14 protein-coding genes and 1 tRNA gene are annotated in these 18,192 nt (G+C 68.7%); 3 read left to right on the forward strand and 12 right to left on the reverse strand.

Translation table 11 applies throughout. From position 1 onward, the window contains the following. Positions 1–91: 91 nt before the first annotated feature. Together ACWCQ6_RS02425 and ACWCQ6_RS02430 are read left to right on the forward strand one after the other, a co-directional pair. Complete coding sequence (locus ACWCQ6_RS02425; protein ID WP_451084905.1) at positions 92–640, forward strand: helix-turn-helix domain-containing protein; 549 nt, start codon at positions 92–94, stop codon at positions 638–640. A 245-nt stretch (positions 641–885) separates the two neighbouring features. After that, positions 886–2,277 carry a serine/threonine protein kinase gene (locus ACWCQ6_RS02430; RefSeq protein ID WP_451084906.1) on the forward strand — a complete coding sequence of 464 codons (1,392 nt, stop codon included), beginning with the start codon at positions 886–888 and terminating at the stop codon, positions 2,275–2,277. A gap of 35 nt (positions 2,278–2,312) precedes the next feature. Here ACWCQ6_RS02430 and ACWCQ6_RS02435 read toward each other — a convergent pair whose 3' ends face one another. The 3 genes from ACWCQ6_RS02435 to ACWCQ6_RS02445 all read right to left on the reverse strand — a co-directional run bounded on the left by ACWCQ6_RS02435 (position 2,313) and on the right by ACWCQ6_RS02445 (position 4,161). After that, the gene (locus tag ACWCQ6_RS02435) at positions 2,313–3,659 is read right to left on the reverse strand and encodes a hypothetical protein (protein WP_451084907.1); all 1,347 of its coding nucleotides are present in this window, start codon (positions 3,657–3,659) and stop codon (positions 2,313–2,315) included. Then, positions 3,659–3,961 carry a hypothetical protein gene (locus tag ACWCQ6_RS02440; RefSeq protein ID WP_451084908.1) on the reverse strand — a complete coding sequence of 101 codons (303 nt, stop codon included), beginning with the start codon at positions 3,959–3,961 and terminating at the stop codon, positions 3,659–3,661. The genes ACWCQ6_RS02435 and ACWCQ6_RS02440 overlap by 1 nt, the downstream gene beginning before the upstream one ends. Before the next feature lie 65 nt (positions 3,962–4,026). Beyond that, positions 4,027–4,161, reverse strand: coding sequence for a DLW-39 family protein (locus tag ACWCQ6_RS02445; protein WP_003958712.1), 135 nt, complete (start codon positions 4,159–4,161; stop codon positions 4,027–4,029). Between the two features lie 309 nt (positions 4,162–4,470). Between ACWCQ6_RS02445 and ACWCQ6_RS02450 the strand changes: the two genes are divergently transcribed. Next, on the forward strand, positions 4,471–4,842 hold the full coding sequence (locus tag ACWCQ6_RS02450) for a DUF6344 domain-containing protein (protein WP_451084909.1): 372 nt from the start codon (positions 4,471–4,473) through the stop codon (positions 4,840–4,842). 334 nt (positions 4,843–5,176) lie between these two features. Here the strand turns inward: ACWCQ6_RS02450 and ACWCQ6_RS02455 are convergent. From ACWCQ6_RS02455 to dnaA, 9 genes are all read right to left on the reverse strand, one after another. Continuing rightward, positions 5,177–5,253 (reverse strand) — tRNA-Ile (locus ACWCQ6_RS02455). A gap of 71 nt (positions 5,254–5,324) precedes the next feature. Further along, the gene (locus tag ACWCQ6_RS02460) at positions 5,325–5,915 is read right to left on the reverse strand and encodes a DUF3566 domain-containing protein (RefSeq protein ID WP_451084910.1); all 591 of its coding nucleotides are present in this window, start codon (positions 5,913–5,915) and stop codon (positions 5,325–5,327) included. 93 nt (positions 5,916–6,008) lie between these two features. Further along, positions 6,009–8,633, reverse strand: a complete 2,625-nt coding sequence (gyrA, locus tag ACWCQ6_RS02465) for a DNA gyrase subunit A (protein ID WP_451084911.1) — start codon at positions 8,631–8,633, stop codon at positions 6,009–6,011. Positions 8,634–8,679: 46 nt separating this feature from the next. Next, the gene (gene gyrB, locus ACWCQ6_RS02470) at positions 8,680–10,785 is read right to left on the reverse strand and encodes a DNA topoisomerase (ATP-hydrolyzing) subunit B (RefSeq protein ID WP_451084912.1); all 2,106 of its coding nucleotides are present in this window, start codon (positions 10,783–10,785) and stop codon (positions 8,680–8,682) included. A gap of 438 nt (positions 10,786–11,223) precedes the next feature. Further along, a complete protein-coding gene (locus tag ACWCQ6_RS02475) occupies positions 11,224–11,793 on the reverse strand; it encodes a DUF721 domain-containing protein (protein WP_451084913.1) in 570 nt (189 codons plus the stop codon). Further along, positions 11,790–12,920: a DNA replication/repair protein RecF gene (gene recF / locus ACWCQ6_RS02480; RefSeq protein WP_451084914.1), complete on the reverse strand. Its 1,131-nt coding sequence runs from the start codon at positions 12,918–12,920 to the stop codon at positions 11,790–11,792. Before recF ends, ACWCQ6_RS02475 begins: the two co-directional genes overlap by 4 nt. 78 nt (positions 12,921–12,998) lie before the next feature. Beyond that, the gene (gene gnd, locus ACWCQ6_RS02485) at positions 12,999–13,877 is read right to left on the reverse strand and encodes a phosphogluconate dehydrogenase (NAD(+)-dependent, decarboxylating) (RefSeq protein ID WP_451084915.1); all 879 of its coding nucleotides are present in this window, start codon (positions 13,875–13,877) and stop codon (positions 12,999–13,001) included. Between the two features lie 131 nt (positions 13,878–14,008). Further along, positions 14,009–15,139 carry a DNA polymerase III subunit beta gene (dnaN, locus tag ACWCQ6_RS02490; RefSeq protein WP_451084916.1) on the reverse strand — a complete coding sequence of 377 codons (1,131 nt, stop codon included), beginning with the start codon at positions 15,137–15,139 and terminating at the stop codon, positions 14,009–14,011. Between the two features lie 1,025 nt (positions 15,140–16,164). After that, the gene (dnaA, locus tag ACWCQ6_RS02495) at positions 16,165–17,973 is read right to left on the reverse strand and encodes a chromosomal replication initiator protein DnaA (protein ID WP_451084917.1); all 1,809 of its coding nucleotides are present in this window, start codon (positions 17,971–17,973) and stop codon (positions 16,165–16,167) included. Positions 17,974–18,192 lie beyond the last annotated feature (219 nt).

Genomic DNA, 18,192 nt, shown 5'->3' on the forward strand with positions numbered 1-18,192 from the left:
AAAAAAGATGGGGTCTCCCGGTCGGCGACCACTCTCCGTAAGATGCTCGACGAGGTTCGCAGCAGCGAAGCCGCAGCGAAGGGGAGACGCCATGGATGCAGCGCAGCAAGAGGCAACGGCAAGGGCCAGGGAGCTTCAGCGCAGTTGGTACGGAGAGCCTCTCGGGGCGCTCTTCCGCCGGCTGATCGATGATCTCGGTCTGAACCAGGCCCGGCTCGCCGCTGTCCTCGGGCTGTCCGCCCCCATGCTCTCCCAGCTGATGAGCGGCCAGCGGGCGAAGATCGGCAACCCTGCGGTCGTCCAGCGTGTGCAGGCGCTCCAGGAGCTGGCCGGGCAGGTCGCGGACGGCAGCGTCAGCGCGGGCGAGGCCACCGACCGCATGGAAGAGATCAAGAAGTCCCAGGGCGGATCCGTCCTCACCGGCACCGGCCAGACCTCGACCACCGGCGGCGCCCCCACCGTCCGGCGCGTGGTCCGCGAGATCCAGTCGCTGCTGCGGTCGGTCTCGGCCGCCGGTGACATCATCGATGCCGCCGACTCCCTCGCCCCGACCCACCCGGAACTGGCAGAGTTCCTCAAGGTGTACGGCGCGGGGCGCACCGCGGACGCGGTGGCGCACTACGAGGGACACCAGAGCTAGTACCGCGGCAGGCAGCGTTTGCCCGTCAAGGAGCGTTGCGCGGCGCGTGCTCTCGGCGTGCCGGCCGGAAGTCCTCGTACTGGATGTGCTCGGGCTTTCGGGCGGTGCGGCGAGAGCACGCGCCGCGCGCTGCGACGGGGCGAACGTTGCCTGTCGGGGCACTGGACGGATCGGCCGGATCGGCCGGGCACTACCTCCGAAGGCCGACCGTGGCCGAAACAGGAACTGGGAGCGGGCGCAGCGCAATGGGTGAGGTCTTCGCCGGTCGGTACGAACTGATCGATCCGATCGGACGTGGTGGGGTCGGCGCCGTCTGGCGGGCCTGGGACCACCGGCGCCGCCGCTATGTGGCGGCCAAGGTCCTCCAGCAGAGCGACGCACACACGCTGCTGCGCTTCGTCCGCGAGCAGGCGCTGCGGATCGAGCATCCACATGTGCTCGCGCCCGCCAGTTGGGCCGCGGACGACGACAAGGTCCTGTTCACCATGGATCTGGTGAGCGGCGGTTCGCTGGCCCATGTCATCGGTGACTACGGGCCGTTGCCGCCCCGTTTCGTCTGCACGCTCCTCGACCAGCTGTTGTCCGGACTGTCCACGGTGCACGCGGAGGGCGTCGTGCACCGGGACATCAAACCGGCCAACATCCTGATGGAAGCGACCGGAACCGGACGACCGCATCTGCGGCTCTCCGACTTCGGGATCTCCATGCGCAAGGGAGAGCCGCGTCTCACCGAGACCAACTACGTGGTGGGAACGCCCGGTTACTTCGCTCCCGAGCAAATGATGGGCGCGGAACCCGACTTCCCCGCGGACCTGTTCGCGGTCGGTCTGGTCGCGCTGTATCTGCTCCAGGGCAGGAAGCCCGACGCACAGGCGCTCGTCGAGCACTTCGCCTCGCACGGCACGCCGTCCGCCCCGGAGGGGATCCCCGAGCCGTTGTGGCAGGTTCTCGCGGGGCTGCTGCAGCCGGATCCGCAGGCCCGGTTCCGTACGGCCACGGGTGCGCGCAAGGCGCTGACGGCCGCCGTCGAGATGCTGCCGGAGCCCGCGGTCGAGGACGAGCCGGTGGAGGTCTTCGACCAACTCGGGCCGCTGCCAGCAGGTTTCGGCCCCAGCGGACCGATCACGGCCCCCGTTCAGAACCCGCAGAACCCGCAGAACCCGCTGAACCCCCAGAGCGTCCAGGAAGCCCAGCCGCCGGGCGAGACGTCGGCCCAGCAGCCCCTACAGCAGCCGTACGCCCAGCCGCCGGTCCCGATGTCGGAGACGGGCAGCTTCCACCTCCCGCCGCCCCCGCAGCAGCCCACGCCGCCGCCTCAGCAGGCTCAGCCGACCACGCCGCACGTGGCCTCCCCCTACGCCGCTCCCGTCCCCGCTCCCGCTCCCGCACCGGATCTCTCGCAGGCGCCCACGGCCGCCGTGCAGCACGAACCGGCCCTCACCCGCGCGTACACCGTCGGGCAGCCGCAGGCTCCCGCCGCCGCGCCCGGCGCGGGGGCGTCCCCGCAGGGCCCGGTGGCCGCTGCGGCACGCGCCCCGCAGCGACGTCCGGGACCGTCCCCGAAGGTGGCGGTCCCGGTGCTGGTGGTGGCGCTGATCTGTTTCGCGGTGGGCATCTGGGCACTGACCCAGAGCTGAGTCCGCTCGCCCCGGGCCCTGCCGTACGGGCCCGGCTACCAGGCCTGCGGCGGGCCCCCGTACGGCTGCGCGTCGGCGGACGGGCCCGCCGGGGCGGTGCTCGCGGCGCGGCGCCGGGCCAGCAGCGTCCACACCCCGAGCCCGAGCACCAGCACCGAACCCGCGCCGATCCCGGCCACTGCGACCGTCTTCATCTTGTCGCTCCTGGCCGCCTGCGGGGCGCTCAGGCCGCTCCTCGCCATGTCCTTGTCGTCCTGCGTGACCGAGAAGATCCCGGCGTCCCCCTTGTACGGCGAATTCCGGGCCTCCCCCTCGACCTTGACCTTGAGGGTCAGCCCGATCGCCTTGTCGCCGTACGACTTCGCGACCTCCGGGCTGAGTGTCACCGACAGGTAGTACCAGCCGGCGAACCGCATCGCGCTGATGTTGCCGTTGGAGTCGAAGCGGTTCTCGTACGCCACCGGGGGCAGCGGATCCAGCGACACGGAGGCGGGCTTCCCGGAGTACGACAGCGGCGTCGCGGAGTCGACGTGGCCGTGTGCCGGGTTGTCGAGGGAGAGCGCGAGCGCGTTGCCGATGTATTCGTCCGAGGCGTTGCTGTTGCTCAGGTCCGCGGTGACGTAGAGCTGCTGGCCCCAGTCCACCGGCACCCGGTAGAAGAGGGTCTGCCCCGGCTCGATGCCGTCCTTCTCCTGCCACTCACCGGTCTCCAGACCGGTCGCGTCGTTGTAGCTGGTGCCGCCCGACCGCTTCTGCGGGGCAGCGGTGGGCGGCACGGGCGAGGCCGACGGCCAGTCCTCCGGCGCGTCGGTCGGCATCGAACCGGCCGATTTCAGCTGCGGCTCCGACGCGTAGCGCAGCTCCAGGTCCCACTCGTCGGGCGCCGAGGTCTCCTTGCTCTCCCGCTCGATCAGGACGTTGTACGTGCCGGCCTCCTGGCAGGTGCTGCTGTCCTTGTCCGTGATCCGGTAGGCGTACGTGGCGATCGGCCGGGCGAACTCCGCCGATTCGAACCGCGCGTCGTCCGAACTGCACTGGAGGTCCGTGCTGTTGCGGATGCTGACCCTGATCCCGTCCCCGTAGGCGACCTGGCCGCCGCCCCTGGGCACGGCCACCGCCGAGACGTAGGCGTTCGTCTTCGCGTCGAGGTCGAGGCGGTAGTAGAGCTTCTCGCCGGGCTTGATCGAGCTCTTGTAGACCGATCCGGGCCTCAGCGCCGACGCATCGGTGCTGGCCTGGGCACCATCGATCTCCTTCGCCCCGGGATCGAAGGTGTACGCGGCGGGCTCCCCGGCCGCGAACGCCTGGCCCGGCAGCGCCGCCGCCGTGCACATCGCCGCGACCGCGGCCAGCGCCACCCGGCCCCTGCTGCGCTGCCTCATCACGCGCTTCCCCTCGTCGTCTGTGCGGCCCGCCCGCGACGCCCGCGAACGAACGCCGGCCCCGCGAGCACCACCACCACGGCGCCCGCCCCGGCAGCGGCCGCGATGCCGGTCCATCCTGCCCCGCCCGAACCACTGCTGTCTTCGACCTTGATCGAATTGCCCCTCTTGTCCGCCTTCTTCGCTGCGGCGGGGGCGTGGTGCTCGGGGCCGGCCAGCTCGTCACCGAGGACCGACACCCGCAGCACCACACCGATCCGCGGGTTCTCCGCGATGTCCGCGGCTCGCGCGCCCAGCGTCACGGTCCCGCAACAGCACGAAGCCCCGGCCGCTCAGCGACCGGGGCCCGCAATCAGGCTGTTCTGTCTCACACACCCGAACCTGCGGGCACGGAGTCAGTCGCCTCCGTCCACAGATCCTGCTCGGCGCGATCCGCCTGGATCTGGCGGTACACGAGGAGCCCGCCGATGGCGGCCAGTGCGACCAGGAGAAGCTTCTTCACCGCGCGACCTCGTCTTTCCTTGACGTAGGGGACTTCTGCCGCCCGACTATACACACCGGCCGATATCAACCGGTGACCTGCCCGCAACCCAACCGGCTCCCGGGGAAGAGCGACCGTCCGGGGGACCGCTCCGACCTGGGGATCCGGGCGCGATCCGCGACCCGGCACAAGCTCGTCGGAGCCGCTTGAACCATATGAGTGGTGTTCATCCGAAGATCGGCAGATCGGCGGCGTCGGTCCATGAAATCTCAGGGCACGTCCACATCATCAGAAAGGTAAGCAAACCGAACCACCCGAGAGCGAGGGGCCATGAGCACCTTCAAGCCCAAGAACATCTGGACCGCCTTCGTCACCGCCTTCTTCGCACTGCTCGCCGCGCTGGGGCTCATGAGCACCCCGGCGGCGGCCACGGAGCAGAGCGCCGCGGAGCCGACCACCACGACCCAGGAACACATGGGTGCGACCGCGGCAACCGCGACCACCCCGTCGGTGCGATGGACCCTTCCGCGCGACAGGGCGCTGCCACCCACGATGAAGCAGCGCATCCGCGCCGAGGCACACGGCTCCTCACCCGCGACCCGGCATCTGTCCGCCGACACCACGGACATCACACACACCAGGAACGTGGCCCGCACCGCCCACGGGGCCCCGGCGGGGGACGCGTCCCTCCTTCCGCCCTGAGAGCCGCTCAACTGACGTACAGAGCCCCCGGGCCGGTTCACACCGGACGGGGGCTTCTCCGTGCCACCCAGGGGCCTCCCCGTCCGCCGGAGCCGGCGCCGACCGCCACACCGACGCCGTCGAACGCTCCGGCGGCCCCAGGCACACGACGGTCCCAGGCGCCTGGCGGCGGATCAGATCCACGGTCCGGCCGGCTCCGGCCACGCACGTCGGCCGCACACTCCACCCGTACGCACCGCGCATACGCACCGGCCGTACGCACCCCGCCGCCGCCCCGCCCGTCGGCCGGATACGCCGAAGGCCCCTCACCGTTTCCGGTGAGGGGCCTTCGTACTGGTGGGGCTAACAGGATTTGAACCTGTGGCCTCATCCTTATCAGGGATGCGCTCTAACCAACTGAGCTATAGCCCCGCCGCGCTGTTGCGCTGACTTCTGAAGATTAGCGCACGTCGGGGCCAGTCCCAAAATCGATATCCGGCGCCCTACTCGTCCTCGGCCAGCGTGAGCTCGATACCGCCCACGAAACCCGCCGACAGGTTGTAGATGAAGGAGCCCAGCGTCGCCAGCGCGGTCGCCAGAACCACATCGATCACCGCGATGACCGAGGTGAAGATGAGAACCCGCGGCAGCGACAGGAACGACTCGAGATCGAAGCCGTTGCTGTCGTTCGAACCGGTCGCCTCGCTGATCGTTCCGCCCACGGTGGAGAAGACGCCCATCGCGTCCATCACCATCCACAGAACCGCGGATGCCACCACCGTGCAGATGCCGAGCGCGATGGAGAGCAGGAAGCTGACCTTCATCACCGACCACGGATCGGCCTTGGCCACCCGCAGCCGTGCCTTGCGGGTACGCGGAGTCGTCCGCGCCCCCGTCCGCGGCCGCCGGGCCGCCTGCCCGCCGCCCTGTGTGCCGTGCGGCCGGCCGCCCTGCGTCTCGCCCGCGGGCGAGGGATACGCCTGCGGCGGGTGGTACGGCCCGCTCGCCTGTCCCGATGCGGGCTCGCGCTCACCCGGCAACGGCCCGGTCGCATAGCCCTCGTACTGGGGCTGAGGCCCCCGGGTGTCCGTCACAATGCCCCCTTGGGAGTCCGTGGCAGGGCCACGGGCACCGTTCGCTCCTGCTCCGGAAGCGGCCGAACCGGCGCCCGTGGCTCCACTCACGCTCTACTCCTCGTGCTCCCCGGCCGAAGGCGACGTGCCTTCGACATTGCCCTCGACCGTGCTCTCGGCACCCTCCGCCGTCGCGGCCTCGGCGTCCTCGGACCCCTCGACCTCTTCGGCCTCACGACCGGCTTCGGCGTTACGGGCAATACCGACAACGGCATCGCGCTTGCCCAGATTGATCAGTTGGACGCCCATGGTGTCACGGCCCGTCTCCCTGACTTCATTGACTCGCGTACGAATCACACCACCGCCGAGCGTGATGGCGAGGATCTCGTCCGTCTCCTCGACCACCAGCGCGCCGACCAGCGAGCCCCGGTCCTCAACGATCTTGGCGGCCTTGATGCCCAGGCCGCCGCGGCCCTGAACCCGGTACTCGTCGACGGGAGTCCGCTTCGCGTACCCGCCGTCGGTGGCAGTGAACACGAACGTACCCGGCCGGACAACATTCATCGAGAGCAGTTCGTCGCCCTCGCGGAAGCTCATGCCCTTGACACCCGAGGTGGCACGGCCCATCGGGCGCAGCGCATCGTCCGTCGCGGTGAACCTGATCGACTGGGCCTTCTTGCTGATGAGCAGCAGATCGTCCTCGGCCGAAACCAGCTCCGCACCGATCAGCTCGTCGTCCGAGCCGTCTGCCGTCTCGCGGAGGTTGATGGCGATGACACCACCGGAACGCGGCGAGTCGTAGTCCTTCAGCGCGGTCTTCTTCACCAGACCGCCCTTCGTGGCCAGGATCAGATACGGCGCGGCCTCGTAGTCGCGGACCGCCAGGATCTGGGCGATCTGCTCGTCCGGCTGGAAGGCCAGCAGGTTGGCGACGTGCTGACCGCGGGCGTCACGGCCGGCGTCCGGGAGCTCATACGCCTTCGCCCGGTACACCCGGCCCTTGTTCGTGAAGAACAGCAGCCAGTGGTGCGTCGTCGACACGAAGAAGTGGTCGACGATGTCGTCTTCCTTGAGCTTCGTACCGCGCACGCCCTTGCCGCCGCGCTTCTGCGAGCGGTAGTCGTCCGTCTTCGTGCGCTTCACATAGCCGCCGCGCGTGATCGTGACGACGATGTCCTCCTCGGCGATCAGGTCCTCGATGGACATGTCGCCCTCGAAGGGCACCAGCTTGGAACGCCGGTCGTCGCCGAACTTCTCGACGATCGCCGCCAGCTCCTCGCTGACGATCCTCCGCTGCCGCTCCGGCGACACCAGGATCGCGTTGTACTCGTTGATCTTCGCCTGGAGCTCGTCGTGCTCGGCCGTGATCTTCTGGTGCTCCAGCGCGGCCAGCCGGCGCAGCTGCATCTCCAGGATCGCGTTGGCCTGGATCTCGTCGATCTCCAGCAGGCCCATCAGGCCCTCGCGCGCCACCTCGACCGTCTGGCTGCGCCGGATGAGCGCGATGACCTCGTCGATCGCGTCCAGCGCCTTGAGCAGACCGCGCAGGATGTGCGCCCGCTCCTCCGCCTTGCGCAGCCGGAACCTCGTACGCCGGACGATGACCTCGATCTGGTGCGTCACCCAGTGCCGGATGAACGCGTCGATCGAGAGGGTGCGCGGCACACCGTCGACCAGCGCCAGCATGTTGGCGCCGAAGTTGGTCTGCAGATCGGTGTGCTTGTACAGGTTGTTCAGAACGACCTTGGCGACCGCGTCCCGCTTCAGCACGACGACCAGACGCTGACCGGTACGCGACGAGGTCTCGTCACGGACGTCGGCGATCCCGCCGATCTTGCCGTCCTTCACCAGGTCGGCGATCTTCTGCGCCAGGTTGTCGGGGTTGGTCTGGTACGGAAGCTCCGTGACGACCAGGCACTGCCGGTTCTGGACCTCCTCGACCGCCACGACCGCGCGCATCGTGATCGAGCCGCGGCCGGTGCGGTACGCCTCCTCGATGCCCTTGCGGCCCACGACCAGCGCGCCGGTCGGGAAGTCCGGGCCCTTGATCCGCTCGATCAGTGCGTCCAGGAGCTCCTCCTGCGAGGCCTCCGGGTGCTCCAGGTACCACTGCGCGCCGTCCGCGACCTCGCGCAGGTTGTGCGGCGGGATGTTGGTCGCCATACCGACCGCGATCCCCGCCGAACCGTTGACCAGCAGGTTCGGGAAGCGCGCCGGCAGAACCGTCGGCTCCTGGTTGCGGCCGTCGTAGTTGTCCTGGAAGTCGACGGTCTCCTCGTCGATGTCCCGGACCATCTCCATGGACAGCGGCATCATCTTGCACTCGGTGTACCGCATCGCTGCGGCCGGGTCGTTGCCCGGCGAACCGAAGTTGCCGTTGGAGTCCACCAGCGGCATGCGCATCGACCACGGCTGTGCCAGACGCACCAGTGCGTCGTAGATCGACGAGTCACCGTGCGGGTGGTACGTACCCATGACGTCACCGACGACACGGGCGCACTTGTAGAAGCCCTTCTCGGGCCGGTAGCCGCCGTCGTACATCGCGTACAGCACCCGGCGGTGCACGGGCTTGAGACCGTCCCGTACGTCCGGCAGCGCACGCGAGACGATGACGGACATCGCGTAGTCGAGGTAGGAGCGCTGCATCTCCGTCTCGAGCCCCACGGGCTCGACACGCATGCCCACACCGGCGACGGCGGGCTCCTCTTCAGGTGTCACAGGGTTGTTCTCGTCGGCCATTGCTGGTCAAAATCCTTTCGGGCGGCGGCTTGCTGGTGCGGCCGACTCAGATGTCGAGGAAGCGGACGTCCTTGGCGTTGCGCTGGATGAACGAGCGCCGTGCCTCGACGTCCTCGCCCATCAGCACCGAGAAGAGGTCGTCGGCCTGCGCCGCGTCGTCCAGCGTGACCTGGCCGAGGACCCGGTGGTCGACGTCCATCGTGGTGACGCGCAGCTCCTCGGCGTTCATCTCGCCGAGACCCTTGAAGCGCTGGATCGAGTCTTCCTTGATCCGCTTGCCGTTCTGCTTGCCCAGCTCGACCAGGGCGTCGCGCTCGCGGTCCGAGTACGCGTACTCGAAGTCGTCCCGGCCCCACTTGATCTTGTAGAGCGGCGGGCGGGAGAGGTAGACGTGCCCGGCCTCGACCAGCGGCCGCATGAAGCGGAAGAGGAACGTCAGCAGCAGGGTGTTGATGTGCTGCCCGTCGACATCGGCGTCCGCCATCAGGATGATCTTGTGATAGCGCAGCTTCTCGATGTCGAAGTCCTCGTGGACCCCGGTGCCGAAGGCCGAGATCAGCGCCTGGACCTCGGTGTTCTGCAGGATCTTGTCGACCCGGGCCTTCTCGACGTTCAGGATCTTGCCGCGGATCGGCAGGATCGCCTGGTACATCGGATTGCGACCGGACTTGGCCGAACCACCGGCGGAGTCGCCCTCGACGATGAAGATCTCGCACTTCGTCGGGTCGTTGGACTGGCAGTCCGACAGCTTGCCCGGCAGCGAGGCGCTCTCCAGGAGCCCCTTGCGACGGGTCAGGTCACGCGCCTTGCGGGCCGCGACACGGGCCGTGGCCGCCGCGATGCCCTTGCGGATGATGTCGGCCGCCTCGTTCGGATTGCGGTCGAACCAGTCCGTGAGCTGCTCGTGGACGACCTTCTGGACGAAGGTCTTCGCCTCCGTGTTGCCCAGCTTGGTCTTCGTCTGGCCCTCGAACTGCGGCTCGCCCAGCTTCACCGAGATGATCGCCGTCAGACCCTCGCGGATGTCGTCACCCGTGAGGTTGTCGTCCTTCTCGCGCAGCAGCTTCTTCTCACGCGCGTACTTGTTGACCAGCGTGGTCAGCGCGGCGCGGAAGCCCTCCTCGTGGGTACCGCCCTCGTGCGTGTGGATCGTGTTCGCGAAGGAGTAGACCCCCTCGCTGTACTGCGTGTTCCACTGCATGGCGATCTCGGCCGAGAGGAGGCGCTCCTTGTCCTCGGCCTCGATGTCGATCACCGACTGGTGGATGACGTCGCCCTTGCGGGAGTTGAGGTACTTCACGAAGTCGACGATGCCGCCCTCGTAGTGGTACGTGACCGTGCGGGCCTGCTCCGCCTCGGCGACCTCGGCCACCTCGGCAACCTCCGCGCCCAGCGTCGCCTTCGCCGACTCGCGCTCGTCGGTGAGCTTGATCGTCAGGCCCTTGTTGAGGAACGCCATCTCCTGGAAGCGGCGCGACAAGGTCTCGAAGGAGTACTCGGTCGTCTCGAAGATGTCCCCGTCGGCCCAGAAGGTGACGGACGTCCCCGACTCCTCGGTGGCCTCGTTACGGGCCAGCGGAGCGGTCGGCACACCGAGCTTGTAGTCCTGGGTCCAGCGGTAACCGTCCCGCCTGACCTCGACCGAGACCCGCGACGACAGGGCGTTGACCACGGAGACACCGACACCGTGCAGACCGCCGGAGACGGCGTAACCGCCACCGCCGAACTTGCCGCCGGCGTGCAGCACCGTCAGCACGACCTCGACCGCGGGCTTCTTCTCGGACGGCACGATGTCGACCGGGATACCGCGGCCGTTGTCGACCACGCGCACCCCGCCGTCGGCGAGGATCGTGACATCGATCGTGTCCGCGTGCCCGGCCATCGCCTCGTCGACCGAGTTGTCCACCACCTCTTGTACGAGGTGGTGGAGACCGCGTTCACCGGTGGAACCGATGTACATGCCAGGTCGCTTACGGACCGCGTCCAAGCCCTCGAGGACGGTGATCGCGCTGGCGTCGTACGAGGAGCTGGCCTCGCTCGCTGCCGCGGTCTCGCCCGCGGCGACAGCCTCGGCGCTCTCACCGGGTGTGGACGGAATGTTCTCGTTGGGGTTGCCGGAATCGGCCACGAAGCGCCCTTTCTGGCACAGCACAGGCCGTTCTCCGGGCAAACGGGAGCGGCTGCGTCGTTCGGCTTGTATCGACGACTCCCGCAAGGATGCGGGATTGTCGACCATTCTACCGGTAGCGCTGACATGAATGGGGGTTTGCCGGTACCTGAGTACGCATGTGCCGCCCTGAATGAGCGGCTGACGACTCCCCATATTCAGGAAGGGCCCTCAGGAGGCTCACGCGGGCCTTGAGCGCTTCGGCCTGTCAACCTCCCGCTACCGTGAGGGACACCCCATCTCCAGCGCATGGTTTCAACCACCGCATACCTGCACAAAACGGACTCGACGGACAGTGCCCCCGCAGAGCGCGAGGACGGCCCGGAAGCGGGCCCGGGACGGCTCGAAAGCGGGCCCGAGGGAGGACTTCGCAGTGGCCCGGGAAAGGCTTTGGCACCGCCCGATCTCAGAGAAAAGCCCAGGTCAGCCGTAGGTGTCGCCCGGACCCGTGCTCCCCGGCGCCCGCAGCGGACCGAACCTGCGCTGCGGGCCGCCGGGCCCCAGCACCTTGATGAACCGGACCGTTCCCTGCCCCAGATCCTCATTCAGCCGGGCCACCAGCTGAGGCGCCAGCAACCGCAGCTGCGTCGCCCACACCGTCGAGTCGCACTGCACCGTCAGCACCCGCTCGTCCGGGTCCTCGTCGTACCGCAGCGGCACACAATGATTGGCCAAATCTTCACCGACTATCTGCGGCCAGCGCCCCATCACCCCGCCCACCGCCGCGGGCGTCTCCCAGCCGCGCTCGGTGATCAGGCGGTTGATCGCAGAACCCAGCGGCAAGGGATCACGCCCATCGGCCCGCGCGCCCGAGCGCAGCCCACCCCGCCTGGCCTGCTTCTTCTGCTGCGCGGCAGCACCACGCGCCCGCGCCTGCTCCTTGGCCGCGCGCAACGCCACCCGCGCCAGATCGACACCCGAGGGCTCCGCAGCCTTCCCCCCGCCGGAACGTTCCCGCGCCGGCTCCCCGTGCCCCTCGCCGCGGCCGCTCACAGCCGTTCCACCTCACCCGCGGACACCGCGTACCGCGCCCCCGCCAGCACGCCCGGAACATCGTCGTCCACCGCGGCCGTCACCAGCACCTGCTCGCCCGGGGCCACCAGCTCCGCCAGCCGCTCACGGCGCCGCGCGTCCAGCTCCGCGAAGACATCGTCCAGCACCAGCACCGGCTCATTGCCCTCGCTGCGCAGCAGATCGTACGAAGCCAGCCGCAGCGCCAGCGCGTACGACCAGGACTCACCGTGGCTCGCGTATCCCTTGGCCGGCATCCCGCGCAGCCCCAGCAGCACATCGTCGCGGTGCGGACCGACCAGGGTCACACCCCGCTCGATCTCCTGCTTGCGGACCCCCGCCAGGGCGGCGATCAGCAGCTCGTACAGCTCCTCGCGGGTACGGGCCGACTCCACACCGGCCCCGACCGAACTGCGGTACTCCAGCGCCACCGGGCCACCGCCCGGCGCGACATCCCCGTACGCCTTCTCCGCCAGCGGCTGCAGGGTCGTGAGCAGATCCAGCCGTTGCGCCAGCAGCTCCGCACCCACCCGTCCCAGATGCTGGTCCCACACGTCGAGCGTGGACAGGTCCATCGACCTGCCGCCGTGCCGACGTGCCATCGCCGCCGACTTCAGCAGCGTGTTCCGCTGCTTCAGCACCCGCTCGTAGTCCGAGCGCACCCCCGCCATCCGCGGCGAACGAGCCGTGATCAACTCGTCGAGAAAGCGCCGACGCTCCCCGGGGTCTCCCTTGACCAGAGCCAGGTCCTCCGGCGCGAACAGCACCGTACGCACTATCCCCAGCACGTCACGCGGCCTGACCTGCGACGATCTATTGATACGAGCCCGATTGGCCTTGCCGGGATTGAGTTCGAGCTCGATCAGCTGCGAACGCTCTCCCTGCGTCACGGCGGCACGGACGACAGCCCTGTCCGCGCCCATCCGCACCAGCGGCGCATCGGAGGAGACCCGGTGGCTGCCGAGCGTCGCGAGGTAGCCGACGGCCTCGACCAGATTCGTCTTGCCCTGGCCGTTGGCCCCCACGAAAGCGGTGACGCCCGGGTCGAGAGGCACCTCGACCCGGGCGTACGAGCGGAAGTCGGCCAGCGAGAGATGCGTGACATGCATGGTGTACGCCGACCTTCCCGGCTTCCTGCTCCGTGCTTCGTGGAGCGGACCGGATGTCTGGCCCGCTTCCCGTTGCGGTTACTTCTTGTTCTCGACCGCGTGACCACCGAACTGGTTGCGCAGCGCGGCGATCATCTTCATCTGCGGGGAGTCGTCCTGGCGCGAGGCGAAACGCGCGAAGAGCGACGCGGTGATCGCGGGCAGCGGCACCGCGTTGTCGATCGCGGCCTCCACCGTCCACCGGCCCTCGCCGGAGTCGGCGGCGTAGCCCCGGAGCTTGTCGAGGTGCTCGTCGTCGTCCAGCGCGTTGACCGCCAGGTCGAGCAGCCAGGAACGGATGACCGTGCCCTCCTGCCAGGAGCGGAAGACCTCGCGCACATCGGTGACGGAGTCGACCTTCTCCAGGAGCTCCCAGCCCTCTGCGTAGGCCTGCATCATGGCGTACTCGATGCCGTTGTGGACCATCTTCGCGAAGTGGCCGGCGCCGACCTTGCCCGCGTGGACGGAACCGAAGTCGCCCTCCGGCTTCAGCGCGTCGAAGATCGGCTGGACCTTCGACACGTTCTCGGCGTCGCCGCCGTACATCAGCGCGTAGCCGTTCTCCAGGCCCCAGACGCCGCCGGAGACACCGCAGTCCACGAAGCCGATGCCCTTGATGCCCAGCTCGACGGCGTGCTTCTCGTCGTCGGTCCAGCGGGAGTTCCCGCCGTCCACGACGATGTCGCCGGGCGAGAGGAGACCGGCGAGCTCGTCGATGGTGGCCTGGGTCGGAGCTCCGGCCGGAACCATCACCCAGACGACCCGGGGACCCTTCAGCTTGCCCACAAGCTCTTCGAGGCTGTGGACATCGGAGACGTCCGGGTTGCGGTCGTATCCGATGACGGTGTGGCCTGCGCGGCGGATGCGCTCGCGCATGTTGCCGCCCATCTTGCCGAGGCCGACGAGACCGAGCTCCATCAGAGATTCCTTAAGCGTTGTGCCGATTCGTACCCAAGGACGAGCCTACGCCCGGCAGGGGACGGGCCGACGGGCATGCTCGGCGCCGAGCATGCCCGTCGGAATCCGTCGCGACAGGACCGATGAGCGGGTCAGCCGGAGAGGCGGACCGGCATGATCAGGTACTTGTACGCGTCGTCCGCCGCAGCGTCCACAGCCGGGCGGCCGCTGAGCAGCGCGGGCTTGGTGGACGTCGTGAAGGAGAGCTGGGCGACCGGGGAGTCGATCGCGCTCAGCCCGTCCAGCAGGAAGGTCGGGTTGAAGGCGATCGAGATGTCGTCGCCCTCCAGCACCGCATCGACCCGCTCCACAGCCTGTGCGTCGTCGCTGGAACCCGCCTCCAGGATCAGCACGCCCTGCTCGAAGCTGAGCCGCACCGGGGTGTTCCGCTCGGCAACGAGCGCCACACGCTTGACGGCCTCGACGAACGGGGCGGTCTCGATGACCGCGACCGAGTTGAACTCCGTGGGGAAGAGCGTGCGGTACTTCGGCAGATCGCCTTCGAGCAGCCGCGTGGTCGTACGCCGGCCCGCGCCCTCGAAACCGATCAGCCCCTCACCGGCACCCGAGCCGGAGAGCGCCAGGGTCACCGTGTCACCGCTGGTCAGAGCCTTGGCGGTGTCGAGCAGCGTCTTGGCGGGCACCAGGGCGACAGCCGAGGCGTCCGGGTTCTCCGGCTTCCAGAGGAACTCGCGGACCGCGAAGCGGTAGCGGTCGGTCGAGGCGAGGGTGACGGTGTCGCCCTCGATCTCGATCCGCACACCGGTCAGCACCGGCAGTGTGTCGTCACGGCCCGCGGCGATGGCGACCTGGGCGGCGGCCGATGCGAAGACCTCGCCGGGGACGGTGCCCGTGGCGGTCGGCATCTCGGGAAGCGCCGGGTACTCCTCCACAGGAAGGGTGTGGAGTGTGAACCGCGAGGAGCCGCAGACCACAGTCGCCCGTACACCGTCTGTGGAAATCTCCACCGGGCGGTTGGGGAGGGCGCGGCAGATGTCGGCGAGCAGTCGGCCGGAGACCAGCACCGTGCCGTCCTCCTCGACCTCGGCGTCCACCGAGACCCGGGCCGAGACCTCGTAGTCGAAGCTGGAGAAGCTGAGGGCCCCGTCCTCAGCCTTCAACAGAAGGCCCGCAAGAACGGGCGCCGGCGGACGGGCCGGGAGGCTACGGGCCACCCAGGCCACCGCCTCCGCGAGTACATCGCGCTCCACCCGGATCTTCACCGGAACCGCCTCCTGCTGTTGCTCGCTCGCCCTGCTGGCCTTCGTCGTCCGATCGCGTCTTCCGCCGACGAGGCAGGAAGAACGCCGGGGACCAGTCTGACGTACGGCACCGACACTCGGTGCTGCTCGTGGTCAAGTCGCGACAAGAGGCTCGGAGAGCTCCGGCGCCGAGTTGTGCACAGGTCCCACTTCGAAGCGGATTCCGGGCTAACTCTATGTGGCAGTAGTAGTAGGGCCTGTGGAAACCGTGGATAACGCTGTTGCCGCAGGTCAAGCCCAGTTTTTTGTCCACCGCCCCTGTGGGCGGCATCGGTGGACAACACGCCGCTTCTGTGGACACGGGAAAGTTCTGCACACCCGATGCACAGGACAGGGGGGTTTCTCCCCAGGGCTGTCCCCAGCTTTACCCAGGTTCCCCACAGCCCAACCGACCTTCTTGGTGTGACGCCTTTCACTCGGTGCGGTGAAAGGCGGTCCCGCGTTGCCGAACAGTGGACAGAGGTGTGGAGAAGCAGCAGGGAGCTGGGGACAACGCGGCTCGGGCTGTGGGCTGCCGGTGGACAACATCATCAGCCCCCTGTGGACGAATATTTTATCCACAGGCTGTGGATCACTGTTGACCACAAATCCCCAGGCTCTTGACCTGGCCTGATGGAGTATCGGCAGTCGCCCCTGTGGAAGCAATATGGACAACCTCCGGATCCCCAGGCTGTGGAGGAGGAAAACTCCCCAGATCTGTGGAGAACGGGCGGATGGCGGCAGGTATTCGAACACCGCGGCGGCGTCGGAGTGTTGGGAGCGGGGGCCGGGGCGGACTTCGGAAGGGCATTGGGCGGGCTCCGTGGGCTTTCGGACGGTCTTCGGAGGCCTGCGCGCGGTCTCCGAGGAGCCTCCGGACAGCCTGGAACAGCCTCCGGGCGGTCTCCGGGCGGACTCCGGGCAGGCCTGTCCGGGCAGCGAAAAGGGCGCCCGAAGAGCCTTGTGAGGCCCTTCGAGCGCCCTTGGGCGCGTGCGGCGGCGGTCCGTCAGCCGTTCTTGATGCGGTTGGTGAGCTCGGTGACCTGGTTGTAGATGGAGCGGCGCTCCGCCATCAGCGCGCGGATCTTCCGGTCCGCATGCATCACCGTCGTATGGTCGCGGCCGCCGAACTGCGCACCGATCTTGGGCAGGGAGAGATCGGTGAGCTCCCGGCAGAGGTACATGGCGATCTGGCGGGCCGTCACCAGCACACGGCTGCGCGAGGTTCCGCAGAGATCGTCCACCGTGAGACCGAAGTAGTCCGCGGTCGAGGCCATGATGGCCGTCGCCGTGATCTCCGGAGCCGAGTCCTCGCCGCCCGGAATCAGGTCCTTCAGCACGTGCTCGGTCAGTCCGAGATCCACCGGCTGACGGTTGAGACTGGCGAAGGCCGTCACCCGGATCAGCGCCCCCTCCAGCTCCCTGATGTTCCGGGAGATACGGGAGGCGATGAACTCCAGCACCTCCGGCGGGGCGTTGAGCTGCTCCTGCACCGCCTTCTTGCGCAGGATCGCGATCCGCGTCTCCAGCTCCGGTGGCTGCACGTCGGTGGTCAGACCCCACTCGAAACGGTTCCGCAACCGGTCCTCCAGAGTCACCAGCTGCTTGGGCGGCCGGTCGGAGGAGAGCACGATCTGCTTGTTGGCGTTGTGCAGCGTATTGAAGGTGTGGAAGAACTCCTCCTGCGTCGACTCCTTGCTCGCGAGGAACTGGATGTCGTCGACGAGCAGGATGTCCACATCCCGGTAGCGCTTGCGGAAGGTGTCGCCCTTGCCGTCGCGGATCGAGTTGATGAACTCGTTGGTGAACTCCTCGGAGCTCACGTACCGCACCCGGGTGCCCGGGTAGAGGCTGCGGGCGTAGTGCCCGATGGCGTGCAACAGGTGGGTCTTGCCGAGCCCGGACTCCCCATAGATGAAGAGCGGGTTGTACGCCTTGGCGGGGGCCTCGGCGACCGCGACCGCCGCGGCGTGCGCGAACCGGTTGGACGCGCCGATGACGAAGGTGTCGAAGAGGTACTTCGGATTCAGCCGGGCAGCCGGCTCGCCGGGGCCGGGCGTGGGAGCGGGCTGCGAGCCCATCGGCCCGGAGACGCCGCCGGGCCGTCCGGTGCCGGCGCCGCCCTGCCGGTGCTGCGGCTGGGGCTGGGGCTCCTGCATGTCGTGGTGCTCGGGGCGCTGCTGCTCGTACCCCTGGCGCTCGGGCGGCTGCGGGCGGTAGTCGTGCTGCGGCTGCTGGGGGCGGCCGCCGGCGTACGGCTCGTGCCACTGCTCCGCGGGGGCCTCGCGGTCCTGGAATCCGCCGAGCCGGGGCTGCTGCCAGGAGAGGTCCTCCTGGGTGCGCGGCCACGCGCCGGGGTCGGGGCGCTGCTGCTGGTAGTCGGGGTAGGCCGGCCGGGCTGTCGGCATGCCGTCGTCCGAGGGCCGGTGCCCGTAGCCGTCGTACGCGTCGCTGTGCTGCCGCTCCTCGCGTTGCGGCCCCTGGTAGCGGTGCTGCTGCTGGGGCTGGTGCATCGGAGGCGCGGGCGGGCTCGGAGGCTCCCCCGCGGAGTCGTCGACGGTGATCGCGATGCGGATCGGGCGGCCGCATTCACGGCTCAGCGTCTCGCTGATGAGCGGCGCGAGGCGGCCTTCCAGCACGCGCTTGCCCCATTCATTGGGGACGGCGAGCAGCGCGGTGTCGGCGACCAGGGCGAGCGGCTGGCAGCGCTCGATCCATTGTTTGTCCTTCGGCTCGATGCCCTGTTGGCCCTCGCCGAGAAGTTGCTCCAGCACTCGTGGCCACACTGCGGCAAGATCGGCAGGTACGTCAGCCACAGGGCACGCTCTCTCGCTGGTCCCACGAATGTGTGGTTCTCGGGACGGGATGGGTGGGGACCGGCAGGCAGGAAGAAAAAGGCCGGTAACTCAGCCACGGTAGTCAGGGCGACCCGTGTGGTTCAAGTTGTTGTCCACAGCCTGTGCACAGTGGGGGGTGATGTGGAGCCGGTTTGACCGGATGGCGTAGCCGCGCGTACCGTGACCAGGTCGAGTTGT

The sequence above is a fragment of the Streptomyces sp. NPDC001880 genome, assembly GCF_053594575.1.

Excerpts from the sequence above, each read along its gene's own strand:
- ACWCQ6_RS02425 (WP_451084905.1), top strand. The coding sequence starts at position 92 with ATGGATGCAGCGCAGCAAGAGGCAACGGCAAGGGCCAGGGAGCTTCAG.
- ACWCQ6_RS02430 (WP_451084906.1), top strand. The coding sequence starts at position 886 with ATGGGTGAGGTCTTCGCCGGTCGGTACGAACTGATCGATCCGATCGGA.
- ACWCQ6_RS02435 (WP_451084907.1), bottom strand. The coding sequence starts at position 3,659 with ATGAGGCAGCGCAGCAGGGGCCGGGTGGCGCTGGCCGCGGTCGCGGCG.
- ACWCQ6_RS02450 (WP_451084909.1), top strand. The coding sequence starts at position 4,471 with ATGAGCACCTTCAAGCCCAAGAACATCTGGACCGCCTTCGTCACCGCC.
- gyrA (WP_451084911.1), bottom strand. The coding sequence starts at position 8,633 with ATGGCCGACGAGAACAACCCTGTGACACCTGAAGAGGAGCCCGCCGTC.
- recF (WP_451084914.1), bottom strand. The coding sequence starts at position 12,920 with ATGCATGTCACGCATCTCTCGCTGGCCGACTTCCGCTCGTACGCCCGG.
- gnd (WP_451084915.1), bottom strand. The coding sequence starts at position 13,877 with ATGGAGCTCGGTCTCGTCGGCCTCGGCAAGATGGGCGGCAACATGCGC.